A 26,285-nucleotide genomic window follows, 5' to 3' on the forward strand; every position below is an offset into this window, starting at 1 on the left:
GTTCAATGATCGAGAATTTCATATCAGGTGACTGGGAAGAAGGTGCGAGCGAACGCTCTCAACTCTCAGTAGATCCTTCCACCGGCAAAGAGAGAACGGCTTGGCAAGCCGCGAGCAGTGAGCAGGTAGACAAGGCCGTAGCTGCCGCTAGAGGCACTTTCGCAGAGTGGTCCAACACTTCGCTGCAAGAACGCGAAAGCATCCTTCAACGCTACGCTGAGATCGTCTCAGAGCACGAAGATCAAATCGCAGCAGCGATTCAATCCGAGGCCGGCAAACCCCTATGGGAAGCTCGACAAGAGGCAAAAGCGGTCGCAGGCAAAGTCGCCCTCTCCATCAAAGCCTACGCTCAACGCTGTGCGTCCTTCGGATCTGCCCCGAGCAGAGTCAGTTTCCGCCCTCATGGTGTTCTCGCCGTTTTAGGTCCCTTCAACTTTCCCGCCCACCTACCCAACGGGCACATCGTGCCTGCCCTGCTCGCGGGCAATACGATCGTATTCAAACCAAGTGAACGTGTTCCCCTCGCCGCCCAACTCATGGGTAAATGCTGGGAACAAGCGGGACTTCCCAAGGGTGTTCTCAACATCGTTCAAGGCGACGGCGAGACCGGAGCGGCCTTGGCTGAGCACGAACAGATCGACGGACTTCTCTTTACCGGAGGATCGAAACTCGGCGAACACTTCCGAAAACGCTACGCCGAGCATCCAGACAAAATACTAGCTCTCGAACTCGGCGGAAACAATCCGCTCGTCGTCTGGGATAGCTCGGATGTCGAAACTGCAATCGATCTCATTTTGCAAAGCGCATACGTTACCGCCGGACAACGTTGTACCTGCGCGCGCCGCCTCATCATTCCAGATAACAGCTTCGGTCAAAGCGTGATCGATCAACTCAGCGCTGCAATTGATGAGATACGAGTCGGCTCCGCATACGCATCCCCTGAGGTATTTATGGGACCGGTGATCAGCCCCGATACCGCTCTTTCCCTCATCGAAAAGCAAACGGAGTTTACCGACAAGGGAGCCAATCCAATTAGATCCTGCCGTATTCTCGAGGAGAATACAGGTCTAGTGAGCCCCGGCTTGATCGATGTGACGGAACTGAGGGACCTTCCCGACGAGGAAATCTTCGGACCACTACTGCAGGTAAAACGAGTTAGCACCTTCGAAGAGGCGGTCTCGGAAGCAAACAATACGAACTACGGCCTCGCGGCGGGACTTATCTCTCAAGACCAAGAGCTCTACAAGACTTTCCACAGAGAGGTACGAGCTGGGATCATCAACTGGAACAAGCCACTCACTGGAGCTTCCGGCGCTGCGCCTTTCGGCGGCATCGGACTCAGCGGCAACCATCGTCCCAGCGGATTCTTCGCAGCCGACTATTGCTCCTACGCAGTCGCAAGTCTTGAATCCTCAGAAATAGAAGCGGGAGCTCTCCCACCTGGCCTTCGTCCCGCTTAACGAATCTCCATTACCCATGTCCAAAGTTCCCATGCTTAAACGTATCCGCTCCATGGAGATGCCGGATGCCTACATCATAATCTTCTTCGTCATCGCTTTGGCCGCAGTTGCAACCTACATCATTCCGGCAGGCTACTTCGACATGAAGGAGATCAGGTATCAGGAAGATGGCGAAGAACGTACCCGTACGGTCATCGATCCAGACTCATTCCGTTACGCCACTGACGAAGCGGGTGACCCGATGAAGGTGAATGTAAGCCTTTTCTCGGGCGAGGCTCATATGGGAGCAACCCGCATTCACCGTTTCCCTTCTGATGCCAACTCGGACATCGGTTTTTTCAACTACGCTTTCGAAGGCATCACATCGGGCAGTAAATACGGAGCCGCCGTCGGCGTTGTCGCCTTCATTCTCGTGATTGGTGGCGCCTTCGGCATCATTTCTCGTACCGGAGCAATAGAAGTAGGGATTCTGAGAGTGATCGAGAAGACCAAAGGCCACGAAATCGCGATCGTCCCTATTCTCTTCCTGATCTTTTCCTTGGGTGGGGCCATCTTCGGCATGAGCGAGGAGGCAATCGCCTTCGCCATGATCGTGACTCCCCTACTCGTCGGTCTCGGATACGATAGCATCACCGCCGTGCTCGTAACCTACGGGGCCACTCAAATTGGATTCGCGACCTCTTGGATGAATCCATTCAACATTAGCGTAGCCCAAGGATTAGCAGAAGTGGAGGTTCTCTCTGGCGCAGGATTCCGCATCATCATGTGGCTCGTATTCACAATTGGTTGCACGCTCTTCGTAATGCTCTACGCCCTACGCATTCGACGAAACCCTCAATCCTCGCGAGCTTACGAAAGCGACGCCTACTTCCGAGACCAAGCGGTCAAAGACCAACCGACTTCCTCAAGCAAGGAGTCCTTCAGTCTCGGACAAGCGCTCGTTCTCGCGACCGTAGCCCTCGGAGTCATCTGGATCATTCTCGGAGTCACCCTCTACCAATACTACATTCCAGAGATCGCTACCCAGTTTTTCATTATCGGCGTGATCTCAGGTATCATCGGAGTCGTCTTCCATCTCCGTGGGATGGGGTTAAACGACATCGCCCGAAGCTTCCGAAAAGGAGCGAGCGAGTTGCTGGGAGCCGCAATGATTGTCGGCATGGCCAAAGGTATCGTCCTCATTCTCGGCGGGGACGACAGCACCGAACCCAGCGTCCTAAATACGCTTCTCCATCAAGCAGGCCAATGGATAGCACCCTTGCCATCCGAACTATCAGCAATCGGAATGCTCATTTTTCAAAGCGTATTGAATTTCTTCATACCCTCCGGATCAGGCCAAGCTGCTCTAACAGTTCCACTGATGGCACCGCTCGCGGACATCGCTGGCTTAAGCCGCCAAATTGCAGTTCTCGCATTTCAGTTAGGAGATGGCCTCACGAACCTGATCATCCCAACTAGTGCGTCATTGATGGGCACCCTCGCCGTCGCTCGACTCGACTACGTCACCTGGTTTCGATTCTTCCTCAAAATCCAATTCGCCCTCGTCGGAACCGCCATCCTATTCATGGCAGTCGCCGTAGCGATCGGATATAACTGAGGACAACGCATCCAATTCGTTCTCAGAAAGGTAGGGCGTGACCGCCGGGCACGCCGCAAGGCACAAACACCCAATGCGGCTCGCCCGGCGGTCGAGCCCTACCAAAGTCGACCTTACACAAGACTCCTACTTCAACCGCGCGACAAGCTGCGCTCTGCTTTTCAAACCGAGTTTCTGGAAGATCGAGTTCACCTGTGTCTTCACCGTGAGGATACTCTTGTTCAACTTCTGAGCGATCTCAGCATTCCTCTCCCCTTTACAAATATGACGCACAATCTCACGTTCCGCAGGAGTTAGAGTCTGCAATGCCCGACGCTTCCGTTCCGCCAATACCTCTGGCTCTAAATCATCCGCCAAATCGAACGGCTCTTGGAACAAGACGAAAAAACCGGGACGAGCGAGCGATGACTGGCTAAACGAAGCCGGACTCACTTTTGCCTTCAGCTTTCGGTCCTTCCCATTTTCCACAAGCACAGGGCCAGGCATCAGCTTATCCAGTTCCTTCGGGCGGATAGCCTGTATCCGATCTTTCAATTCGTTTGTCGCTTCCAGTACTGGCCCTGGAATCCTGAAACACTCCCGCGGGTTATAGCTTCGGGCTCGCGTTTTCCCAAAGTTCCAAGTCGCCGCTGACTCGTAGGCGGCCAAGTTCGCAAATACGAGTTTCAATCGCCAGTCCAACAGAAGCAACGGCGCCGGCAAGGTCCGGGTAAACGACTGCAAAGCGTTTTGGAAATTCTGATCACGATGGATTCGCTGCACACGAGCGACCGCTATGTCGATGTGTCGCGCCACTGAGAGAATCTTCTGCACCTCCTCTTCGGTAAAGTCCTTCTGTCGAGGCCCTCGGTACAGCGAAAACATCGCTCGCATCTCTTCGCCCTCCCAGAACATAATCGACATCCCTTTGTCCCAACCTTCGATCTTGGCAAAGCGTTGATAGAACTCAGTTTTTCTGAATTCCGAGGGTGTGCCTATAATGTCGCGAAAAAGGTAATACGGAGCTCCTACATGCTCTGCGATCCAGGGACTGAAGGGATTTAACTCCCCACGCTGCTCAAACCAAAGACTCGGTTGAGGAATCTCCGGCTCGGTATAGACCACGCGAGCATCCCCCATCCCAAGGTGCCCAAGAAAGAGCGTGATGCGCTTAAAATCGCACACGTGCGCCAACAAATCACGCACCCCATTCCACAAGCTTTCCCTATCAATAGCTGCGTGCAATGACAGGATACTCCCGTCAAACGAGGACTCTAGCATGCTTCCCGACTCATTCCGCCTATCCATCTCCTTACTCTTGGAATTAGCGCGTCGAATGCCAGCCTTTTTACTACTTTAGATGTATGCCACTCGGAATGCCCTATGCTACATTTTTGCCCAGCCATTTGGCTCGCCCCGCAAAGCGCGGTAAATTCAAAGTTAAACGACAGACACACAATCAAACCGAACCATGATACCATTCTGTAAAACGCAAAAACTCGCACGCCTCGGGCTCGTTCTGACGCTTGCACTGAGCTGTTTAGGCCTGACCTTGTCCGCTCAGAGTTCCCTTGGTTCTATTAAGGGTACCATCGGCGGCAACGACACCGACCAATACCTTGACGGTGCTTCCATCAGCCTGAGCGGCACCGGCTTCCGAACAAGTTCAGACCGCTCCGGTCGCTTCCAAATCAACAAGATCCCGCATGGGGACTACACTCTCATTGTTAGCTATTTTGGATACAACTCCAACAGCCGCACTGTCACCGTTTCAGACGCCCCTCTCTCCCTGGAGATCATACTCGAAGCCGACGACGAAGAGATCTTCGAACTCGATTCCTTCAAGGTTCAAGCAGGACCATCCAGCTCCGACCGCGCGGCGAGTCTCCAGCGTTCCGCTGCCAACCGTCTCGACATCGTCTCCTCCGATAAACTCGGCCAGCTTCCAGATAGTACAGTTGCCGACGCCGTTCGACGCCTTCCCGGTATCAACATCGAAAAGGACTCCCAAGGACGCGAAGGACGCTACGTCACAATCCGCGGCATGAACGCCGACTTTAACTCGGTCTCCATCAACGGCCAGAAGGTCGTGGTCTCCAACTTCGACGGTGCCAGCCGCTCCGTACCAATGGACGTGGTATCAGCTGACAGTGCCGGCACCATCGAGGTAACGAAGTCCGTTCTCCCAAGCCAAGACGCCGACTCCATTGGCGGCTCTATCAACATCAAATCGCGCTCAGCCTTCGATCATGCCGACATGAAGGCCTCCGCCGAAATCAAGTTCGGTGACCAAAGCCTCGCTGACGACTACGAGGGCGACTACCCCCACGACGAAACTCCCTACGAGTTCTCCGCTTCTTGGGCTGACAAGCTCAATGAAGAGGAAACCCTAGGCCTCGCCCTATCGCTCAACCAAAGCAACCGCCCTTACCTTTTCCGCTCCATCGAAAGCGGCCCTTACGTTCGCGACCTCGGAGACTATTTCGCAGGTTACGGCCGTCTCGAAGAATCCTTCGATAACGTAGAATCAAAAGGTGGTACAGCTCGCTTCGACTTCCGTCCCAGCGAAAATCTCGAATGGTCTGTAGACCTCGCCTACTCAAACCGAGAAACCAACCAAGGCAGCCAGCGAGCTCAAGTAAACTTCGATCCAGCATACCTCGTCGGAGACCTTGAGTTCGAAGGCGACACTGCTGTCCTCTTCACATCCGAAGATCGATCTCAACGCGAAGTGCGCGACTACTACGAAGAGCAAGAGAATCTCACCTTCTCGACCCAAGTTGTTCAACACCTCGGAGACTGGGAGATCGACTACGGTCTTGGTTTCAACGAAGGCGACTTCGCCGGCGATCCCAACAAGGACCTTCGCGCATTCTTCCGCACCGGATTCGAAGACGCAGACGGAAACTATCTCGAAAACAGCTTCGAACTCGAAAACGGCGACGCCTACTCCCCTATCTACGGAGACAACCACGCCACTCTTCCACTCTCGGCATTCGAAGTCTTCGAAATCCGCCGCGGTACTCGCATCATCAACGACGAAACCCTCTCTGGCTTCTTCAATGCCAAGAAGGACATGCTCTGGGGCGACAAGCCCGGATACCTCAAGTTCGGTATCAAACATACAAATACAGAACGCGATTTCGACGACATCCGCCGCCGCTACCGTACCGCCGACGTAGACTGGACACTCGATTCCGTCATGATCGGCGACGAGCAAATTTACGGCAGCGTCCTCGCAGACTACGGAATTGACCAAGCCCTCAACGGCCAGGCCTTCGGTCCGATGATCGATCCAAACAAGATTCGCGAAGCGGAAGAAGCCCTTATCGCAGCGGGTCTTCGCGACGAAGGCGACGCCAACTGGTACCTCAACCAAAACGTAAGTCGCGACGCTCGTGCCGACCTCATCAATTCCTACGACCTCGAAGAGGAAGTCACAGCCGGATTCGTTGAAGCCCAGGTCCAAATGGAGAAACTCACCGTCATCACCGGTGTCCGCGTCGAAGCCACCGACGTCAAGGTCCACACCTACGCTGGCGACTTCTACGAGACCGATCCAGACAGCGAGCTCTACATTCGCCCAATCACCGGTGAAAGCGACTACACAGACGTTTTGCCGCACCTTCACGTCCGCTACGACGCAAACGACAATTTGACCTATCGCGCTTCAATCAACCAAACATTGGCTCGCCCATCATTCCGTCAGTTGAACCCGTCAACCGATATCGATCCTACCGCCAACGACGATGACGGCATCGCTATCAAGGGCCGCACCGACATAGATCCAGTCATCTCGACCAACCTCGATCTCTCTATGGATCGCTACTTCGACTCCGGCAGCCGCATCTCCGCAGGTGTGTTCTACAAGGACATGAAGGACAATATCTATCGCCTCCGCCGCGATGTCCTCGACAGCGACCCGGACTACTTCCCTTCTACCGCGGAAGTAAGCGAGTACCTCAATGCAGAAGGAGCTACAGTCTTCGGACTCGAGTTCTCCTTTGACTACGAGCTAGACACCCTCGTCGAATCTCTCAAGGGCTTCAGCCTCTCCGGCAACTACACCTATACTGATTCCGAAGTTGACGGTATCCAAAGAGAGGATGCAGACGGCGACCTCTTCCTCGAATACGGCGAAACACAGCTCTTCGGGCAAGTACCACACACCTACAACCTCGCCCTCAACTTCGCTCGTTGGGGAATCGACAGCCGACTCGCTTGGAATCGCAGCAGCGACTACCTCGACTTCGGTGGTATCGACGCAGACAAAAACCTCGACGACTACATCGCCGAGCGTGATCGCATCGACTTCAGCATTCGCTACCGCTTCCTACCGCAGTGGACTGTCTTCTTAGAAATGCAAAACATCACGGACGAAGACTCCCGATCCTTCGAAGGCAACGAAGCAACCCGTATGCGCTACCGCGAAGAAGCCGGCCGTTCAAGCTGGCTAGGCCTCCGCTGGAGCAACTAGTCCACGTAACAATTCTTCAATTACAAAGACCGAGCGATCACCGCTCGGTCTTTTTTGCGTCTTCCCATCTCCAAACCGATCGCCCAAATCGGAGGGCAATGCTCCGTCATTGCCTAAACCAGCACCAAGTCACCTCAGCTCGGCGACCTACAAACGAATCGTCCAACTGCTCAAAAGCCTCAGGTGCGGCAGTCGCTCCGCGCGTGCCCATCCCCCACCTGTAGGGCGGGGCGCCGACCCGCCATCCCCTTGTCGCCTCAACACGGCGACCTACAAAGCCCCTACTCTCCGAAGATCTCTACTCCGGAATCGCCGGCACTCGTACGCCATGCACGATACATGCCTTCGGTATTGAACGGCAGGCTTACATGTCCCTTTGCATCCACGGAAATCAAACCTCCGATACCATTGATCTTGGGAAGCTTCTCAAAAACGACCGCACGGGCCGCCGTATCCAAATCTTCATTAAGATACTCCATACGAGCAGAGACGTCATGAGCGACCACAGAACGTATAAACTCTTCTCCGTAGCCCGTACATGAAACCGCACAGGTTTCATTATTTGCGTAGGTTCCCGATCCGATAACCGGACTATCGCCTACGCGCCCAAATTGCTTGTTGGTCAATCCACCTGTCGAAGTCGCTGCAGCGAGATCACCCTTTTGGTCAAGGGCCACGACTCCAATCGTACCGAACTTAGTCGACTGGGCGCCATCGTGGTCCATCACCATACCGGCCTCTTCACGAGCCGCCTTCAACTGATCGTGACGTTCCTCGGTGAAAAACCATTTCGGGTCGACCCGTTCTAGATCGCAGCTGTCAGCAAAGGCTTCTGCCCCATCGGCTGCCAAAAACACATAACGCCCATCCTTCAGAACTTCACGGGCTAGGGAAACGGGATTACGTACCGTTTTAACGCCTGCCACCGCTCCGGCAGCTCGATTTCGACCACACATAACTGCGGCATCCATCTCGTGCTCTTCGTTGGCGGTAAACACTGAGCCACGACCCGCATTGAAAAGCGGGCAATCCTCAAGCGACTTCGCGGCAATTTCCACCGCGTCTAAGGCACTCCCGCCTTCAGCTAAACAATTCCAGCCAAAATCCAAAGCCTCCTGAAGGCTCTTTCGATAAGCCGCCTCCAATTCAGGAGTAAGATGGCTCGGAAGGATCGTTCCGGATCCCCCGTGTAAAGCGATTGCGATTGGATTTTCTTGGCTTACCTTAGTCATGGACTTGTTCGCCCCTACCCTAACAGGCAAACACCATTCTCGCATACAACTTTAGTGGTATATGGTCACTCTGCCTCTAGGATTTAGGACACCCTGTGGTAGGATCAGGTAAATGAAACGCCTTGTCGCAACCCTATTCATCGGCTTTGCCACGATTCTGACCTGCTCTGCAAGCGGCCCAGAACGCTATCTCACGGGCAACGCGGGCGATGCGAACGCGCTACAAACAAGTGGTGGATACGCGCTCATGGGCGGCGGAGGCGACGTTGACGATGCATTCCGCTGGCTTCTTCGCAAATCAGGTGGCGGCGATGTGGTCGTTCTGCGAGCGAGCGGAAGCGACGGCTACAACCCCTACCTCTTTTCGGAACTGGGTGAAACCGTAGACTCCGTTGAATCCCTCGTTTTCCGTAAACGTAAACAAGCCTTCGACCCCGAAGTCGCCAAGACGATCGAGGAAGCTGAACTCATATTCCTCGCCGGTGGCGATCAAAGCAAATACGTCCGATTCTGGAAAGACACTCCCGTTGAGGATCTCATCCACAAACATGTTAAAGCCGGCAAGCCCATTGGCGGCAGTAGTGCCGGTTTGGCAATTCTCGGACACATCAGTTACAGCGCTATGCATGATGGCGACCTCACCTCGAAACTCGCTCTGAAGTATCCTAACCATAGATACATTACTCTCGAAGATGATTTCCTAAAACTGCCTGGACTCGAAAACGTTCTGACGGATAGCCATTTCTCTGATCGAGCACGCATGGGACGGCTTCTAATAATGCTCCGGAAGCGCGCCCTCGAGCATCCAGAAGAAGCCACAATCGGTATCGGCATCGATGAGGCAACAGCACTCTGTATCGACACAGACGGTACAATTCAGGTGATGACTCCGCGAAGAGGTTCCGCCTACTTCGTAACCATCGACACCTTCTCGAATGATTCGATCGAAGGAACGAGCGCTAATGTCACCCGCCTAACCGCAACACCGACTCCGATTTCATTCAACACAGAGGCTCTCGCTGCAGCCGGAGAACAAATCCGACTGCAAATTTTAGATGCCCAAGTGAAACAGATTACCCTTTCTCAAGATGACTAATTCAAACGCATCCACAGTCGCTCAAGAACTACTCGCCGACTCGCAGCTACAAGACGCACTCAAGTCCGCAGTCGAACGCGTAGCCTCACACGCCAGCCAAATCACTGAGCCCCTTCCACCTAAAGCCGACCGCCAAGTTGAATACCAAGAAGCTCTCGCAGAATTCAGCGAGATTCGCGCGGGCAAGCTCTATTTCCCATTCATCGGCTCTGGAATCGGCAATGGTCCATTGGTGGAGCTAGACGACGGCAGCGTTAAGCTCGACTTCATCAATGGAATCGGAGCACACCCCTTCGGGCACTCTCACCCTGAGCTTCTGGATACCGCTCTGCGTGCAGCCTTGGGCGACACCGTGATGCAAGGCAACCTCCAACAAAATGCCGAGGGTTACCGTTTTTCACAAAAACTCCTGAAGCACGCCAATCAAAACGGCGACGTTTTCCAGCACTGCTTCCTCTCCTCAACCGGAGTAATGGCAGGCGAAAACATGCTCAAAATCGCCTTCCAAGCGAAGCAACCAGCCAACCGGGTGCTCGCATTCGAGAAATGCTTCGCCGGACGCACGCTCGCCTTTTCTCAAATCACTGACAAAGCCGCATTTCGCCAAGGCCTACCGCAAACGCTAGAAGTCGACTACGTTCCGTTCTACGATCAAAACGATCCTGAAGGCTCAACAGAACGAGCCGTATCCGTCCTTCAATCACATATTAATCGATACCCCGGCAAACACGCGGCGTTCATCTATGAGCTCGTTCAAGGAGAAGGTGGATTCTACCCTGGTTCTTCAGACTTCTTCAAAGCGCTCATGCAAGTCTGCCGCGAGAACGGCATCATGAACCTTTGCGACGAAGTGCAAACCTTCGCCCGCACTCCACGGCTCTACGCATTCCAGCACTTTGGCCTTGATCAAGAGATCGATGGTCTATGGCTCGGCAAAGCGAGCCAAACGTGCGCGACGCTGTTCAAAAGCGAACACAAGCCCAAGCCCGGACTCCTAAGCCAAACCTTTACTTCGAGCAGCACCTCGCTCGCGGTTGGCGAACGTATCGTCGATCTACTGACCCAGGAAAACTATTTCGGAGCCGATGGGAAGATCCTCGAACTCTCAAATCACTTCGAAGCCGGCCTCAAAGCGATAAGCCAAAAGAATCCGGGTTGGGTCTCAGGTCCTTACGGACTCGGAGCGATGACGGCTTTCACTCCCTTCGATGGAAAGCCGGAGCAAGCCCAAACACTCGTTAAGCGCCTTTTCGATAAGGGACTGATGTCATTCATCGCAGGAGGTGCACCCACCCGGGTCCGCTTCTTGTGGCCCGTTGGAGCTACCGAGAAGAAGCACATCGACCTCGCCCTTTCGATCCTCGAAGAAAGTCTCTCCGAACAAGCAGCGGACTCCGCGAAGTAAACGAACTTAATGTATCAGGAAATCAATTTCGACGGACTGGTAGGTCCGACTCACAACTACGCTGGCCTCTCTCAGGGAAACGTCGCCTCCGTCGCCAATAAAAGCGCCGTTTCACAGCCTAAGGCCGCCGCGTTGCAAGGGCTAGGAAAAATGAAGTTCCTAGCCGAACTTGGTGTACCTCAAGCAATTCTCCCTCCGCTCGAACGACCATCGGTACATTGGCTGCGTCGACTAGGGATCGAGAAAAGCAAAGACGAAGACGTACTCGAGTACGCGAGCCGCAACTGCCCATGTCTCCTCGCTGCAGCGTCCTCCGCCTCAAGTATGTGGACGGCGAACGCAGCCACAGTAGCGCCATCCTGCGATACGAGCGATGGCAAGCTGCATCTCACACCAGCCAATTTAAGCAGCAAGCTCCACAGAGCGATCGAGGCCGAAGAAACATACACTGTTCTGCGTACTATTTTTCAGGATACATCGAAGTTTCAAGTTCATGAACCTCTCCACGGCGGTCAGGCAATGCGAGACGAAGGAGCCGCGAATCACACTCGTCTCACGCGTTCGTTTGGAGAGTCAGGTCTCCACCTCTTCGTCTACGGTGTGTCCTCGCAAAGCGACTCGCTACCACGCCCTACACGTTTCCCAGCTCGACAAACCTTGGAAGCCTCACACTCGATCGCTCGCCTCCATCGTCTCACTCCAACGCAAAAGGTGTTTCTCCAGCAATCACCGGAGGCTATTGATGCCGGCGTATTCCACAACGACGTCATTTCCGTAGGACACCTTTCGACTCTTCTCTATCACGAAAAGGCGTTCATCGACGGTCCACGAGCCATCGACTCACTGGGCAAGGCCTTCAACGGCTCGCTCGTTCCGATCGAAATCCGAGAAGCGGATGTCTCCCTTTCTCAAGCCGTTTCCAGCTATCTGTTCAATAGCCAGATCGTTTCGTTGCCCGAAGGAGGACTCGCGGTGATTGCTCCTTCCGAATGCGAGCAAATTGAGGCTACCAGACAAGCTCTCGGCAAAATCGTCGTCGCCTCCGACAACCAAATCCGAGAGGTTCACTATCTCAATCTCAAGGAGAGCATGCGAAACGGAGGTGGCCCAGCGTGCCTACGTCAACGCGTTGTCATGAATCAGGAAGAGCGAGATTCGTTGAATGGCCGAGTCCTTCTCGACGATCGTTTGTTTAACGAATTAACCGCATGGGTAGAAAAACATTACCGGGATGAGTTGAGTAGCGAGGACCTTGCTGACCCGCAACTCCTGACTGAGTGTCGCACAGCTCTAGACGACTTGACCAGCATCCTTCGACTCGGCAACCTTTACGAGTTTCAGAACTAGAGCAAAGTGCTTCCTCTAAAGAATCGATCCAAAATGCTGATACGGGTTCTCATCAATTCGCTCACGCTCCTTGCCCTTATCTCTGGGCAGAACGCGTGTGCCCAAGTTACGTCCTCACCCAACGGGAAATTGATGATCGTTGGTGGCGGTCTACGGGCTAGCAATCAAGAGATTTACCAGAGCTTCATCGCTCACGCGAAAGAGGGAAAATTCGGAATCATCCCTGCCGCGAGTGGGAAGCCTAGCCAAGCCGCTAAAACCTTTGCGGATACGCTGGCACGCTACGGCGTCGATAGAGATCGTATTCAGATAATCCCGATCGCTATTCGAGATGACTCAACCACAAACGATATCGACGAGTCTAAGTGGAACAAGAACGCTTGGGAGAGTGAACTCGCTGAGCAAGTAGCAAGCTGCAGCGCGATCTGGTTCACGGGCGGAGATCAAAGCAGGATCATGCAAGCCCTGACTGACAAAGCGGGATCCGCCTCCCCTGCTCTCACGGCAGTTCGCACCATCTATCAAGACGGCGGCATCATCGGTGGTACCAGTGCAGGAGCCGCCATCCAAAGTGAAACGATGATCCTTGGCGGCACCAGTCAACAAGCATTCGATCACGGTACTCTAACCGAATACCCAGGCATGGAGTCCCAGGAAAATGGGCCACTCGTTCTTGGAGACGGACTCGGTTTCTTTCCCCACGGAATCATTGACCAACATTTCGACCGAAAAGCCCGCCTCGGTCGTCTTATCGTCGCATTGCTCGACAACCCTTCGAAACAGAAAGTTGGATACGGCATCGACGAAGATACCGCCCTCCTCTTTGACGCATCGAATCAAACGGGGCTTGTCCTGGGTTCCGGGACTGTCGTCAAAATCGACACGCAAAATGCGGCACGGAGCGAGGAAGAACTTGGCAATGTCCGAATCAGCGTACTCGGACCTGGAGACAGAATCGCTTTCACGAACGATGCAATTTCGATCAACTCCGGCAAAAAAAAGATCGGGAGCGAGTATCTCGAACTCCAGCAAACCCACGTTTCCAGCCTATTTTCGCCCTACAGTGGCCGACTGGAGGAAGTGCTCGGTTTTTTGCTGCTAGATAACAGCAGCACCAAAGAACTGGAAACACGCATTCCTATGGAAACAGGTGGTGAGCGTACGATCACTTTCCAACAAGACGAGGACACAAGTGGCTATTGGGGCTACCTCGATGGCCAACTCGACAGCTACTCAGTCCTAAACGTCGCTCTATCGATCTCGCCTCCCCCGAACGTCGAGAAGAAATAACGAATCGCTAGTGTAGTGTAAGAGAAATTAGCCACAAAAGGGCACAAAGAATCAGGTTGTTCATCCCTGCCTTATAAGGCAGGTAGCAGTGCAAGATTTTTGTGCCTTTTCGTGGCCTAAATCTCCCATTTTATTCAAAGCAATTGAGTAAAACGTTTTGGCTTAAACGGCATTAAGCAAGCTTGGCTCGCAAGGCAGCGTTACGTTCCAGCACCCAGTCGGTCGCTTTTCCGAGGGACCAGAAAACTTCGAAGCGATCGTGGCCCGCGAAGCCTTGCTCGTATTTCGCCATCTCTCGCCCCATCTGATGTCCCACAACAACTGCAAACGAAGTGAGTAGCGGCAAGGCATCGAAGATCTTGGACATCGCAATCGGATCGACCGAATAACGATTTACCCGGTCAGAAATGTATCCAAATGGGGCCGAATAACGCTCCGAGGCGACTTCAACCATCAACGCCATATCATCCGCGGTCAAATTGTGGGCCGGGTTGATCCGTGCGATAAACAACTCCTCGGAAAGCTCGAACTCCCCGAAATCTAAACTAAGTTTCTCTACAGCCATATCTGGTAACAGCGAACCAGACAAAGCGCATTTCTATGCGTCTTGCAATCCACAGCTTGCCCTCCCATTTTGCGAGGATGTGTTTTAGAGTGTCGCCTCGTAGGGCGTGACGGCCCGGCACGCCGCAGAAGTTTGATCCTGCAACACGGTCTGCCGCGGCGGCCAGACCCTACCTTTTCGAAAATTAAACACTCCCAATTTCCGAGTACCCCAGAATCGATGCTGCCCGACCTAAAAAAATTCCAGAATCAATTGCGAAGCGGACAGCTAGGGAGCGTATTCGAGCACCTGCCTGGCATCTATTTTGTAGTCAAGGACCTCAAAGGACGGGTGATGATGGCTAACTCCTTTGCGTCCAATCTCTGCGGTTTGCCAAGCGTATCCGAGATGATCGGGAAAACTGATCACGACCTGTTCGCTAAAGACCAGGCCGACTCCTATGTCGCCGACGACCAGACGGTCTACGAAACAGGAGAAGCAATCATCGATCGCATAGAGCTCGCCCCCGACCCACGTAACTCGATCAACTGGTTCGTCACAACCAAACTTCCCCTCTATTCCAAAAATGGAAAAGTCATCGGACTCGCCTGTATCGGACGCGACCTCGCCCACGCGAAGGAGGAGTTGCGGCCGTATTCAGAAATGGGCGACGCCCTCGAATACGTTCGGAAAAACTACGCCAGCCAAATCAAGATAGAAACGCTCGCGAAGCTCACCAAATTATCCACTGGGCAATTCCAACGCCGTTTTCGGCAGACTTTTAAGATCTCTCCCGCCACTCACATTACCAACGTACGGATCCAATCCGCCTGCCACCTGCTAGCCAATAGCAACGATACCGTGGCTACAATAGCTCAAGAGGTCGGTTTCTACGACCACAGTCATTTTACAAGGAGCTTTAAGAAGCTGATGGGACTCTCCCCCTCTGAATACCGTCAAAAAGGACAACATCGCCATTGGTAACACTGGAGCCGACTTACACATCGGCGCGCGAATTATACAAGACACAGATCGATCCCTTGCAGTATAGTGGTGGCAATGCTCCGAGTTCCGCCCCCACTCATTTTCCCATCTCTTTGCCTTGTTTTCTCCTTGGTGCTTTCGTCCGTTGCCTTCTCGGATTCCGGTGACGGGTACGTTGCTCTCTTTAATGGTGAAGACCTGCAAGGCTGGCAGGGAGCGACTCAAAACTACACCGTCACCGACGGAGCGATCCAATGTAAAGCTGGCAAGGGTGGAACTCTGTACACGGAAGGAGTCTACTCCGACTTCACGCTTCGTCTCGAGTTCAAACTGCCTCCTGCCGGAAACAACGGTTTGGCAATACGCTATCCGGGAGAAGGCGATCCAGCCTACTCCGGCATGTGCGAACTCCAGGTACTCGACAACTCATCCCCCAAATACGCCGGCATCGACCCTCGCCAATACCATGGTTCCGCATACGGAATCGTCCCGGCTGAACGCGGACACTTAAACCCAGTCGGCGAATGGAACTCCCAAACCATCACTGTCATCGGACACTCGATCAAGGTGGAGCTCAACGGAGTCATTATTCTCGATGCGGACCTTTCGGAAGTGAATGACTATTTGGACGACAAGCCTCATCCCGGCAAAAAACTGCTCAGCGGTCATTTCGGATTCGCCGGTCACAAGGATCCCGTCGCTTTCCGCAACATTTTCATCAAGGAACTCTAATAAACAGTAGGGTCGTCGCTCGCGACGCACCGCAACATAAGCACAAACTTACAACCATCTGCGGCATGTCGCAAGCGACAGCCCTACATCTCCAAAGAAATGTCCAACCATCTAACTCGAAGACAGGCCATCAAGGGTCTCGCATCTGTAGCCGCATTTTCGATACTTCCGAGTTCGAGCTTCGCGAAATCGGCCCCAGACAAACTGCGAATCGCACAAATCGGCGTCGGCAATCAAGGATTCGGAAACCTCAATAATCTCCTTCGACTAAAGAATGCGGAAGTCGTAGCCTTAGCCGACGTTGACAGCAACTTTCTCGGCAAAGCATCGACGCTGGTCCCCAAAGCGCAAACTTACCGAGACTACCGAGTGTTGTTCGATAAGATGGCTGATCAGATAGACGCCGTGCTCGTCTCGACTCCCGACCACATGCACGCCCCTATCGCGATGGCTGCGATGGATGCCGGCAAACACGTGTACTGCGAAAAACCCCTCGCTCACAATGTCGTCGAAAACCGGGAGCTTCGCATCAAAGCGGAAGAAACTGAACTCGTCACTCAGCTAGGAATCCAAGTAAGCGCCTCCATCGGGCAACGCATGACGGTAGAGTACCTTCGCAACGGGATCATTGGAAAGGTCAGCGAAGTACACGTCTGGTCAAACAAAGCCTGGGGCCTGTCCACCTCCGACTATCCCAACCCGACAGCTCCAGTTCCAGACACGCTTGATTGGAACCTGTGGCTTGGTGTCGCAAAGGAACGCCCATTTCGCAAAGATACCTTCCACCCGTTCGCATGGCGTCGCTTACTTGATTTCGGGACGGGAACTCTGGGTGATATGGGTGTCCATATATTCGATACGCCCTACCGTGCCCTGGAACTTGGAGACCCGCTCTCTGTGCGCACTCAATGCAAGAACTTCAACAACATCGCCCACCCAGAGGGTACCGTCACCGAATACCAATTTCCTGCGACGCGCTTCACGACAGAGAAGCTCAAATGGACTTGGTACGATGGTAAGTATGCTCCGCCCAAGATCGAAGGTCTCGAACTTGAGGAAGGAAACGAAATGCCCGACCAAGGTTGCGTGCTGGTTGGAGAAAAGGGCATGCTCATGATGCCCCACCAGGCTGCCCCTCAAACGTTTCCAAAGGAGCTGATCCGCAGTGTTCCCCGCCCCAAAATAAAACCACGCAACCACCACGGCGAGTGGGTCGACGCCTGCCTTGGCAAAGGCAAGACCAACTCCCCATTCTCCTACGGCGGACCGCTTTGCGAGACCCTTCAGATCGGCGTTGTTGCGAGCCGTTTTCCAGGCGAGACCTTGGAGTGGGATCCGGAAGCGATGCGGATCAAGAACATCAAAGAAGCGAACCAGTACCTAAGCCGCGAATACCGCGAGTTCTGAACCAGGAGGGCAACGCTCCGTCGTTGCCTAGACAACATCCTTTCCAAACGGCAATGACGGAGCGTTGCCCTCCTATAACTCACAATGACCACCAATCCGCCAATCCGCGTTCTCTGCGTAGGAGCCGGCAATACCGGCCGCTCTCACATACTAGCATATCATCGACTTGAAGGCTTTGAGATTGCAGGGATCTGTACTCGGTCTCCCAAATCACGGAAAGCAGTTCTCGAGGAGCTTGGTTCAGCTTATCCGGAGTTCAACGACTTTCAAACTGCTCTCACGGAAACGAAGCCAGACGCCGTTTGCATCTCAACATATCCGGACACACACTACGAATTTACCAAAGCCGCCCTCGAGGCAGGCTGCCACGTATTCTTGGAGAAGCCGCTCGCTGAAACCATCGAGCAAGCGGAGGAACTCGTCGCCCTCTCAATCAAAGTAAACCGCAAGCTCGTAGTTGGCTATGTACTCCGACACCACCCGAGTTGGATCAAGTTCGTGGAAAAAGCCCGTACCCTCGGCAAACCATTAGTGATGCGGATGAACCTGAACCAACAATCGAGTGGAGACGCCTGGGAGACACATCGTCACCTGCTCTCATCCATCTCTCCCGTAGTTGACTGTGGAGTACACTACGTCGACGTTATGTGTCAGATGACCCAATCTCAGCCTGTCAGCGTATCCGGAATCGGAGCACGCCTGAGCGACGAACTCCCTGAAGGGAAAATAAACTACGCCCAACTCCAAGTGACATTCGCCGATGGATCAGTCGGTTGGTACGAAGCGGGCTGGGGACCGATGATGAGCGAAACCGCTTTTTTCATCAAAGACGTGGTCGGCCCTCAAGGCAGCGTTTCAATCGTCGCCAAAGACGCTGGCGGACGCGGACAAAGCGACAATGTTTCCGCCCACACAGCCACTCAAAGTCTGCTCGTACACTACGGGGAACTCGACTCCGCGGGGAATCTTGCCAAAACAGACGAGTACATTGACATGGAGTCTGAGCCCGATCACGACGCCCTCTTCCAAAGTGAGCAAGAGTACTTTCTCAAAGCGATAATCGAAGATTTGGACACGACTGAACTTCTCACCGCCGCCTGCAATGCCAGCCGCATCGTTCTCGCAGCAGACGAAAGTTTCCGGACTGGAAAAACAATCAATCTTCGCTAAACACATTGTAGGGCTGGCGCTCGCGCCACGCCGCAAACGCCTACACAAGATCCTCCACCGCGGTACGTCGGCAAACGACGACCCTACACCCCCTAAGCCCCCAAATGGAAAAATCCAATACAAGCACCGCCACGAGTATTCGCCTCTCCATAATGATGTTTCTCCAGTTCTTTATCTGGGGATCTTGGTTTGTCACCGTCGGAAACTACATGACTAAAGAAGGCATGGCCTCCGCTATCGGCTGGGCCTACTCAGTCGGGCCGCTCGCCGCGATCATTTCACCACTCTTTCTCGGAGCCATCGCCGACCGCTTCTTCCCTTCTGAAAAAGTGCTCGGTATCGTCCATATCATTGGGGGTCTCTTCGTATTCCTCGCACCCAGTTTCGCTTCCGCGGAAAATACTACCCCGTTCATCCTCCTGCTGCTAGGGCATACGCTTTTCTACATGCCGACTCTCGGTCTGACCAACACGCTTTGCTTCCATAACATGGATCGCCCAGAAAAACAGTTTCCGCTGATCCGCGTGTTTGGAACGATCGGTTGGATCGCAGCGAACGTGGTGGTCAGCAAGTGGCTAAAGGCTGACGAACTTGCCCTTCCACTACAAATTGCAGGTGGAGCTGCCATACTCATGGGGCTTTACAGCTTCACCCTTCCTCACACTCCTCCACCTGCAAAAGGCCAAGCGATCAAGGTACGGGAGATTCTCGGTCTGGATGCGCTTTCCCTCCTGAAAGACCGGAGTTTCCTCATCTTCATCATCAGCTCGCTCCTTATTTGCATCCCGCTCTCCGCCTACTATGCATTCGCTCCCGTCTATATTAACGCGGCTGGAGTTGAGGACCCGGCATTCAACATGTCCTTCGGTCAGGTCTCTGAAATCGTATTCATGGTTTTGTTACCCGTGTTCCTAACTCGCTTTGGTTTCAAATGGGTACTGGCAATCGGAATGCTCGCCTGGGTGGTTCGCTACGCTCTATTCGGCTTTGGAGCGATCGACAGCTCCTACGCCATGCTTCTTGGCGGGATCGTGCTCCACGGAATTTGCTACGATTTCTTCTTCGTCACCGGTCAAATCTATACTGATAAGAAGGCCGACAAACGAATCCGTGGTCAGGCCCAGGGTTTTCTGGTCCTGGCGACTCTCGGCCTCGGGATGTTCATCGGAGCGCAAGCCAGCGGTCAGCTCTTCAACGCGATGGGGCTTGCTGACGATACAGGTAACCTAGCGCTTTGGAAACAGTTCTGGTTCGTCCCGGCTGGGCTCGCACTCGTGATTCTCTTCGTCTTTCTCGTCCTCTTCAAAGACAAGAAAGAAGAGGCCTAGCCGAAAGAGAGGACATTCCCCGGAATCGCTGGGCTGCCCGAGTCTGCACTCGCGATTGCGGCGAAGCAAAGCTCGAGACTCCTTAAGTTCGCCGCAGCCGAATTCTCAGGCTCACGTCCGTCTTCGATTGAACAGAGCAACTCTCCCATAGATCCCGCAAAGCCGTCATTGAACCAGTTACCTGATAGGGAAACGTTCGCTCGTCCTGCCTCCGTCGTTAGCGACACCTTATCATTCGAGCAAGGAGGCCCCGAGCTCCGAAACACGCCCTTCGTCCCCGTCACAACGGTGCTCTCCAGTGGGTCGAATTTTGTATGAGCTCTGAACGCTAGGGTGGCTTGCCCACCATTGTATCCAACAATTGAGTTCGCTAGGAGCGGCGGATCGATCTCTTGAGCTAGAGATTTCTCTACTTGGGAAAAAACATGCTTCGCTCGACGCTCGCCGAAAACGCAAGTCACAATGTCGAACCAGTGGATCGCGAAATCGTAGAGCACGACGTGATGCAACTCTTCGAAACGCGTTCCCTTTATCCAGGAATGATCCCATGTAATATTGATATCGCAGGAAACGATGTCGCCCAACAGCCCTGCCTTTAAGACTTCGCGAAGATACGCAAAATACGGAGCCCAGCGGCCATTCTGGTTAACCGCTAACTTCAGTTCGTTTTCATCCGCCAATTTCACCAACTCCCGTCCAATTGCGATATCGGTTACAAACGGCTTCTGACTCAGCACATGTTTTCCCGCCTTCAATGCGGAACGAATCAGCTCCAATCTCATCCCCGGATGCGTAGCAAGGTCAACTACTTCGACATCCCCTCGCTCCCAAATCGCTTGCGGATTGGTACAAACATCAGCGGCAGGGAAAAACTCCTGCTTCAATACCTCAGCAGCAGCTGGCTTGGAGTCGCAAAGAGCCACGATCCTGTATCCTCTTTGCTTATACGCATCCAAGTGATTCCTAGCAATCCCACCACACCCGATCAGAGCAATCCCTGGATTATAGTCCTTGGGAACAGGCGGCTGGTACGGCAAGTCGGGAGCGGAAGTCATTGAAACTTCCACAGCTTTCAATTCGCGGGCGTCATCTTTGCGTGACTCGCTCATACGGTCATTCTCCTTTTAAAGGGATCGTTTTCCCCGTTTCAGAGCTCTCAATAGCCGTGTCCACGATTTGCTGCCCTATGCGAGCAATCGAGGGGGAGAGCGGTCCTTCAATCGGGTCGCCATTCTCAAGTTTGGTCAGCACGTACTCTATCCCATTCGCCTCACCCTTCGGATGAGGGTCGACTGGCAACTCATACCCCTCTGGATTCTTTCGAGTCTGAATACGAACATTTGATTCGTAGTCATAGCTGCTTATAGTGCCCTCTGTCCCTCGGACGACAAAACCACACTTCGGTTGAGGCTGGTGTGTCCACGGATCCGTAAATGTCCCCCATCGAGTTTCAAACTTCGATAGACCGTCCTGATAACGTGCAATCGTTATGCTGTGTTCATCTACTTCGATTCCCTCGACTCCGCTGACGACACTCGTCACCTCAAGCGGCTTTTTCCCACCGTTGAACCAGGTTCCCAAGGTAACTCCGTATCCAAGGTAATCACACAAGGAACCTCCTGCCGATTCCTTCTTGTACCACCAGCTTTCCTGTTTTGCTTCAGAGGACGGCTCACGCTCAACCTTATCCGCGCCATGATAGAGAGGGCCACGATTGCCGTCGTAGTAGTGGACTTCAATGACGTCACCTATCAGGCCATCACCAATCAAGCGATGTGTTGTCACGTGAGCTTCCACCCACCGGAGTGGCCAGTTGATCACCAGCAACTTGCCAGTCGTTTTCATCGCCTCAACCATCCGGTCCGCTTCGTCAAGAGAGCCAGCGAATGGTTTTTCTACAAACACATGAACGCCATAGGGAGCAACACGCTCCACCCAGAGGGCATGTTCGGCAGTCGGCGGGCAAAGAATAACCAAATCCGGCTTAGTCTCCTCCAAGCAGGTTCTGTAGTCGGTAAACAATTGCGCGTCCGACAGGGAAAAGTTCCTTTGAGCTTCCCTCATTCGTTCCGGTTGCGGATCGCAGATTCCGACGATTTCCGCGTTCGGGTGCTCATCGACGCAGCGAAGTAGATCGCCCATGTGCATGTGTGAAAACTCAATACCGGCAATTCTCCACTTATTGGACATAAACAACTTATTGGGTGGGGGTTAACGAGATGCAGACATCCTACTCAAGTGAACCGCCCCCGCAACTTGCTTCTGCGACTCAGCCCACTTTTCCAGAGAATCAGGAACGCAACTACCCCCCAAAAAGGAGGGCAACGCTCCGTCGTTGCCTCAAAGCACTTCCCCCAGCCCCCAGTGGAAGAGAACCCTACCGTTGGAGTCCCGCCTTTAGGCGGCAATCCTAAGCAGCGGATAACAACAAGCCCGCTGAAGCGGGAACTCCAACGGTTTCGCCTCAAACAGCAATCCACTGCCTTTGACTATGCCCAAAAAAAATACGCCCGCGGATTTCTCCGCGAGCGTACCGGCTTAAACCATACAGGATAGTTGTATGAAATTTAGAACGTGAAGGTGTTCGTCAGGAACCAGCTGCGTTCAGGAGCGAGACGGACAATCGCGACGTTACCATCTGGATTGGTTACGACTGGGATGTCGTCGTTGTCACCGATTGCATTCTTAAGGTTGAGCTGGATCTTCCAGTTAACCTTGTCTCCGAGCTTGCGCTTGTAGCTGAACCAAAGATCTCCATTGGTCTCAGCGCCGGAGAAGAACGGCTTGTCCAGATTCGGAACTGGAATTCCGAACTCGTTGATTAGCGACTCATATCCAGTTGCAACCTTGTCTTGCCAACGAATCGCACCGCCGATGCCGAGTCCCTTGAAACGACCTTCCTTAAAGGAGTAGTTGTTGATGATATTTACACGCCACTCGCGTTGCTCCTGAGAAACAGCTCCGTCCTTCGCTTGGGCGGCTGCCAAAGGCGCAGTGACTTGCTGGGTCCAGCGTTCAACGAATCCAACCGCGCTGTCCGCACCCTCGCGGAGGATCGGGTTCCAGAGCCCAGCAGCTTGGTAGTTTGCTATGATCTCTTGGTTGTACTGAGAGAGCGCTTGAGCGGTGTTGGAAACAACAGTCTCCACTTGGGCCGCATTCACAGCGATACGCCAGTTGTTAGTGGGATTCCCCACCAACTCGATCTCCAAACCTTCTGCCTGCACATCAGCAGTCGACTTGAGATTTCGAATCGTATCGGTGGATACGAGCTTTCCTGGATCTTCCGGATCCGCCATGTAACTGTAGATCGATTGAGCTGGCTGCGGCTGAGCGCCCAGAATCGCATCAACGACCTCCTGATAATAGTTGAAACCGGCTTCGATCGCAGAGGCCGCACCGATGCTCGTTTCATCAAACGGAAGAGTATCAGGATTTGCGATACCTGTCATCCAACGTTCCGCTAGATTGCGGTGCCAATTAACCGCTGCCGAAGTAGAACCGCCGTCCGCAGCGTTTGAGAGCGTCGCTCCGGTCTCGTACTTGTTGACCTTAACGAACCACTTGTTGGCGAATTCAAGGCTGAACCCGTACTCTGTGGTAACGCCGCTTGGGTTGCCGATCGTGTTGTTGTAGATATCGGTTCTCTGAGCGATCGCGGAAAAGTTCTCACCTTCGCCATAATGGAAGGACATACCTGTTAGCGGGCCAGAGAGGCGATCGATCCATTTGTGCGGGACGTGCCCAACAACACTCCAAGTGAAAGTGTCTCCAGATTCTGGATCCGCTTGTGGTGTGCTGGAGATATCTAGATTCGACATATCGTAGACACCATTGATGTCACGCAGGACAGTTCCGTTCGCGCGGCTGTAAGTCGTCACTTCGTCTGTTCTCCAACCGAGGAGACCGACAAGGTTCCCACCGAGGAGGTAAGACTGCCAAGCCAAAGCTTCACTATCGACCTTCTGTGCGGAAGCTCCGCCACCTTCAAGAACTCGAGCGACGTTAACGGTACCTTCCTTGTAGTTCGCCTCATCAGAGCGATCGAAGTAGAACGCCTTGATCGCGTCACCAGCTTGAAGGAGCGAACCTTCGACTGGACTCAATCGAACGTCATTCATATCGAGACCGACGTTGGAATCACTGATGTAAGCAATCGTTCCCACATCGTTGATGTCGATACGCGGAGAGGAACGTCCATTGAGTCCGGCTCTGTAGTCGAAATCGGAACCAATCCAGTTACGGGAATAAGTTAGGTTTCGATTGGACGCCTTCTCGGATTGGAATAGACCAGTGAAGCTGTGACGACCGAGCCACTTACCGAGTCCTTCGTTCATATCCGCGAAGTCGTGATTGAGAAACGCGGTGACGCGAGAGTTGTTTCGGATCACCTCTCTCCAATTGTCCTTGTCGTTACGGTTCAAGATGAACGCGCGTCCGGCATTCGGATTTGGCTCACCGGTCGGCAGATAGGCCGTTGCGTCGATGTAGATCGGTAAATCACGGTGACCACCGCCGAAGGGTTGGTACTTGGTCTGGCTCCAACGTTGGTCGTCGATGGTCGCTTCGATACCTGCTTTACCTTCCCAGAATCCTTGTTCGAATGTGATCGATTGGGAATCGAACTCGGTTCCAATGTCGTGAAGGCCACCAGTTATGAGCTGGTTTCTGTAGTCGAACACCTCAGGGTTTTGCAGAGAACTGGCTACGAAGCCTGTTCCTTGTGGACCTTCCACATAAGCACGTGTGTTGACATGAGTCGCCCACGGACCACCACGGAGAGGAATACGCCCATGGATACCTTGCAGCGCGGGATTCGCCAATGGGTTACCATTGTGCGTGTAGATGATGGAATTGAAGATATGAGCGGTGCTCAGGACAGTAGCCGATACTTCCTCGCGGCGTGCAGGGTTGTTCTCAACTTCCTTCCAACGGATCAGGAACTCATCTGGGTCGCTGTTATAGTGTGAGGCAAAGGCGCCTTCCGCTGTGAGACGGCTACTATCTGTTACGATTTCACCCGTTTCAGCGTCGAGGGGACGGGTATCAACAAGCTTCCATGGTTCCCAGTTCGCCGCTAGACGCTCGTAGCCAAGACCGATGGAGTAGTCATTACCCGAATACGGGCGAAAATCAGGAGGTGGTTGGAAAAAAGCCTCGTATGCGATGATCGGAGCGATGTTCGCCGGAGGAGTACGATCGCCCTCACCGATTTCAGCATTCGCACGAATCGTAGTACGACCTAGGAAAGACGAATCTTCATTCTTGAAGACCGTCCAATTGAAAGCTCCAAACGCACGCTTGGAACGATCATAAGCTGGATCCTGGCGATACTGTGTGTCGTTGTACATGCCAGCAACATTCACCGCGAGACGATCTTCGATCAGCGTACGAGTGAGGTTGAAGGTACCGCGGTGGCTTCCGTGCTTACCGATACGAGCAGTAACTTTACTGTTATTGGCACCGATTTGTGGACCCTTTAGGTCATTGTTGATCACACCACTCGCGCTACCTAAGCCGAAGAGTAGCGAGTTGGCACCACGGTTAATGGTGATGCTGCCAGTGTTGTATGAGTCGATCGGGATATTTGTAGAGAAATAGCTCCGAGTGTAGTTGGGGCGGAAGAGACCGCGCACACGAGCTGTCGACTGAGGATTAGCACGAGACTCATCTTGGTCAGGGCGAGATCCATTTACTTCCGTTCCAGAGAAGTTACCGTCCAAGCCTCCGATTTCGGAGCTCGTCAGGTAAGGCATGACCGCTTCCAGGTCAGTCGAACCGGTATCTTCCAAGAACTCGGAAGTGACGACCGAGATCGCTGATCCTAGATCCTTCAACTCCGTCTTGATACGCGTACCCGCTAGAGTTGCCGTGGCACGGTAGCCATCTTGGTCACCCGCATCAACGGTGAAGGGGCTGAGTTCGAAGACATCTTCATCTGCATCTTCGTCTTGGGCGTAGAGCCCGATTGGGGCAAAAGTCACGCCAGCTGCAACAGCGGCAGGCACAACCTTGAACCAATTGTTTTTACGTGGGTTCATAGTTTTAACTTAGGGGTTCCAGTGACGCAGCATTCTCGAAAGCCAGCTAAACCGAACTCTAGAGCCCGCTTCCTATCCGAAAAGCGGGAGGGGAAACACTGCTTGGGACTCCTTCACGTTATCAAAACGGCCAATCCCGCCGTTAGTAATTGAGTAACGTAAAACTTCGAAACGGATACCCATTTAACCGACACGG

18 protein-coding genes are annotated in these 26,285 nt (G+C 53.4%); 12 read left to right on the forward strand and 6 right to left on the reverse strand.

The genetic code is table 11. From position 1 onward, the window contains the following. Positions 1-5: 5 nt before the first annotated feature. Together astD and yfcC are read left to right on the forward strand one after the other, a co-directional pair. On the forward strand, positions 6-1,460 hold the full coding sequence (gene astD / locus JIN87_RS03760) for a succinylglutamate-semialdehyde dehydrogenase (protein WP_200354186.1): 1,455 nt from the start codon (positions 6-8) through the stop codon (positions 1,458-1,460). A gap of 16 nt (positions 1,461-1,476) precedes the next feature. Then, a complete protein-coding gene (yfcC, locus tag JIN87_RS03765; RefSeq protein ID WP_200354187.1) occupies positions 1,477-3,057 on the forward strand; it encodes a putative basic amino acid antiporter YfcC in 1,581 nt (526 codons plus the stop codon). A 126-nt stretch (positions 3,058-3,183) separates the two neighbouring features. Here the strand turns inward: yfcC and JIN87_RS03770 are convergent, their stop codons facing one another. Next, positions 3,184-4,344: a response regulator transcription factor gene (locus JIN87_RS03770; protein WP_200354188.1), complete on the reverse strand. Its 1,161-nt coding sequence runs from the start codon at positions 4,342-4,344 to the stop codon at positions 3,184-3,186. 163 nt (positions 4,345-4,507) lie between these two features. On the opposite strand from JIN87_RS03770, the gene JIN87_RS03775 reads away from it, so the two are divergent. Continuing rightward, complete coding sequence (locus JIN87_RS03775; protein WP_200354189.1) at positions 4,508-7,513, forward strand: TonB-dependent receptor; 3,006 nt, start codon at positions 4,508-4,510, stop codon at positions 7,511-7,513. 281 nt (positions 7,514-7,794) lie between these two features. Here the strand turns inward: JIN87_RS03775 and JIN87_RS03780 are convergent, their stop codons facing one another. Continuing rightward, positions 7,795-8,745: an isoaspartyl peptidase/L-asparaginase family protein gene (locus JIN87_RS03780; protein WP_200354190.1), complete on the reverse strand. Its 951-nt coding sequence runs from the start codon at positions 8,743-8,745 to the stop codon at positions 7,795-7,797. A gap of 112 nt (positions 8,746-8,857) precedes the next feature. On the opposite strand from JIN87_RS03780, the gene JIN87_RS03785 reads away from it, so the two are divergent. From JIN87_RS03785 to JIN87_RS03800, 4 genes are read left to right on the forward strand one after another with little or no spacing between them, the layout of a single operon-like run. Then, complete coding sequence (locus JIN87_RS03785) at positions 8,858-9,841, forward strand: cyanophycinase (RefSeq protein WP_200354191.1); 984 nt, start codon at positions 8,858-8,860, stop codon at positions 9,839-9,841. Then, positions 9,834-11,246 (forward strand): aminotransferase class III-fold pyridoxal phosphate-dependent enzyme, encoded by a 1,413-nt coding sequence (locus JIN87_RS03790; RefSeq protein WP_200354192.1) that lies wholly within the window; start codon positions 9,834-9,836, stop codon positions 11,244-11,246. The genes JIN87_RS03785 and JIN87_RS03790 overlap by 8 nt, the downstream gene beginning before the upstream one ends. A 9-nt stretch (positions 11,247-11,255) precedes the next feature. Further along, complete coding sequence (gene astB, locus JIN87_RS03795) at positions 11,256-12,593, forward strand: N-succinylarginine dihydrolase (RefSeq protein WP_200354193.1); 1,338 nt, start codon at positions 11,256-11,258, stop codon at positions 12,591-12,593. 33 nt (positions 12,594-12,626) lie between these two features. Further along, entirely contained in the window at positions 12,627-13,883 is a 1,257-nt protein-coding gene (locus JIN87_RS03800; protein ID WP_200354194.1) for a cyanophycinase, read from the forward strand. 172 nt (positions 13,884-14,055) lie between these two features. Here the strand turns inward: JIN87_RS03800 and JIN87_RS03805 are convergent, their stop codons facing one another. Next, a complete protein-coding gene (locus tag JIN87_RS03805) occupies positions 14,056-14,448 on the reverse strand; it encodes a hypothetical protein (RefSeq protein WP_200354195.1) in 393 nt (130 codons plus the stop codon). Between the two features lie 219 nt (positions 14,449-14,667). On the opposite strand from JIN87_RS03805, the gene JIN87_RS03810 reads away from it, so the two are divergent. The 5 genes from JIN87_RS03810 to JIN87_RS03830 all read left to right on the forward strand — a co-directional run bounded on the left by JIN87_RS03810 (position 14,668) and on the right by JIN87_RS03830 (position 20,048). Beyond that, the gene (locus JIN87_RS03810) at positions 14,668-15,411 is read left to right on the forward strand and encodes an AraC family transcriptional regulator (RefSeq protein WP_200354196.1); all 744 of its coding nucleotides are present in this window, start codon (positions 14,668-14,670) and stop codon (positions 15,409-15,411) included. Between the two features lie 132 nt (positions 15,412-15,543). Then, positions 15,544-16,143: a 3-keto-disaccharide hydrolase gene (locus JIN87_RS03815; RefSeq protein ID WP_200354197.1), complete on the forward strand. Its 600-nt coding sequence runs from the start codon at positions 15,544-15,546 to the stop codon at positions 16,141-16,143. A 99-nt stretch (positions 16,144-16,242) separates the two neighbouring features. After that, a complete protein-coding gene (locus JIN87_RS03820; RefSeq protein ID WP_200354198.1) occupies positions 16,243-17,550 on the forward strand; it encodes a Gfo/Idh/MocA family protein in 1,308 nt (435 codons plus the stop codon). 84 nt (positions 17,551-17,634) lie between these two features. After that, positions 17,635-18,720 (forward strand): Gfo/Idh/MocA family protein, encoded by a 1,086-nt coding sequence (locus JIN87_RS03825; protein WP_200354199.1) that lies wholly within the window; start codon positions 17,635-17,637, stop codon positions 18,718-18,720. Between the two features lie 104 nt (positions 18,721-18,824). Then, positions 18,825-20,048: a nucleoside permease gene (locus JIN87_RS03830; RefSeq protein WP_200354200.1), complete on the forward strand. Its 1,224-nt coding sequence runs from the start codon at positions 18,825-18,827 to the stop codon at positions 20,046-20,048. Here the strand turns inward: JIN87_RS03830 and JIN87_RS03835 are convergent. The 3 genes from JIN87_RS03835 to JIN87_RS03845 all read right to left on the reverse strand — a co-directional run bounded on the left by JIN87_RS03835 (position 20,045) and on the right by JIN87_RS03845 (position 26,089). After that, positions 20,045-21,157: a Gfo/Idh/MocA family protein gene (locus tag JIN87_RS03835; protein WP_200354201.1), complete on the reverse strand. Its 1,113-nt coding sequence runs from the start codon at positions 21,155-21,157 to the stop codon at positions 20,045-20,047. The two genes, JIN87_RS03830 and JIN87_RS03835, sit on opposite strands and share 4 nt — an antisense overlap. A 4-nt stretch (positions 21,158-21,161) precedes the next feature. Further along, positions 21,162-22,238, reverse strand: a complete 1,077-nt coding sequence (locus JIN87_RS03840; RefSeq protein WP_200354202.1) for a Gfo/Idh/MocA family protein — start codon at positions 22,236-22,238, stop codon at positions 21,162-21,164. Positions 22,239-22,615: 377 nt separating this feature from the next. Then, the gene (locus JIN87_RS03845; protein ID WP_200354203.1) at positions 22,616-26,089 is read right to left on the reverse strand and encodes a TonB-dependent receptor plug domain-containing protein; all 3,474 of its coding nucleotides are present in this window, start codon (positions 26,087-26,089) and stop codon (positions 22,616-22,618) included. Positions 26,090-26,285 lie beyond the last annotated feature (196 nt).

Source organism: Pelagicoccus mobilis (genome assembly GCF_016595505.1).
Lineage (GTDB): Bacteria > Verrucomicrobiota > Verrucomicrobiia > Opitutales > Opitutaceae > Pelagicoccus > Pelagicoccus mobilis.

Bases quoted from the DNA above. Each gene is read 5' to 3' on its own strand.
- astD (WP_200354186.1), top strand. From the start codon at position 6: ATGATCGAGAATTTCATATCAGGTGACTGGGAAGAAGGTGCGAGCGAA.
- yfcC (WP_200354187.1), top strand. From the start codon at position 1,477: ATGTCCAAAGTTCCCATGCTTAAACGTATCCGCTCCATGGAGATGCCG.
- JIN87_RS03770 (WP_200354188.1), bottom strand. From the start codon at position 4,344: ATGGATAGGCGGAATGAGTCGGGAAGCATGCTAGAGTCCTCGTTTGAC.
- JIN87_RS03775 (WP_200354189.1), top strand. From the start codon at position 4,508: ATGATACCATTCTGTAAAACGCAAAAACTCGCACGCCTCGGGCTCGTT.
- JIN87_RS03780 (WP_200354190.1), bottom strand. From the start codon at position 8,745: ATGACTAAGGTAAGCCAAGAAAATCCAATCGCAATCGCTTTACACGGG.
- JIN87_RS03785 (WP_200354191.1), top strand. From the start codon at position 8,858: ATGAAACGCCTTGTCGCAACCCTATTCATCGGCTTTGCCACGATTCTG.
- JIN87_RS03790 (WP_200354192.1), top strand. From the start codon at position 9,834: ATGACTAATTCAAACGCATCCACAGTCGCTCAAGAACTACTCGCCGAC.
- astB (WP_200354193.1), top strand. From the start codon at position 11,256: ATGTATCAGGAAATCAATTTCGACGGACTGGTAGGTCCGACTCACAAC.
- JIN87_RS03800 (WP_200354194.1), top strand. From the start codon at position 12,627: ATGCTGATACGGGTTCTCATCAATTCGCTCACGCTCCTTGCCCTTATC.
- JIN87_RS03805 (WP_200354195.1), bottom strand. From the start codon at position 14,448: ATGGCTGTAGAGAAACTTAGTTTAGATTTCGGGGAGTTCGAGCTTTCC.
- JIN87_RS03810 (WP_200354196.1), top strand. From the start codon at position 14,668: ATGCTGCCCGACCTAAAAAAATTCCAGAATCAATTGCGAAGCGGACAG.
- JIN87_RS03820 (WP_200354198.1), top strand. From the start codon at position 16,243: ATGTCCAACCATCTAACTCGAAGACAGGCCATCAAGGGTCTCGCATCT.
- JIN87_RS03825 (WP_200354199.1), top strand. From the start codon at position 17,635: ATGACCACCAATCCGCCAATCCGCGTTCTCTGCGTAGGAGCCGGCAAT.
- JIN87_RS03830 (WP_200354200.1), top strand. From the start codon at position 18,825: ATGGAAAAATCCAATACAAGCACCGCCACGAGTATTCGCCTCTCCATA.
- JIN87_RS03835 (WP_200354201.1), bottom strand. From the start codon at position 21,157: ATGAGCGAGTCACGCAAAGATGACGCCCGCGAATTGAAAGCTGTGGAA.
- JIN87_RS03840 (WP_200354202.1), bottom strand. From the start codon at position 22,238: ATGTCCAATAAGTGGAGAATTGCCGGTATTGAGTTTTCACACATGCAC.
- JIN87_RS03845 (WP_200354203.1), bottom strand. From the start codon at position 26,089: ATGAACCCACGTAAAAACAATTGGTTCAAGGTTGTGCCTGCCGCTGTT.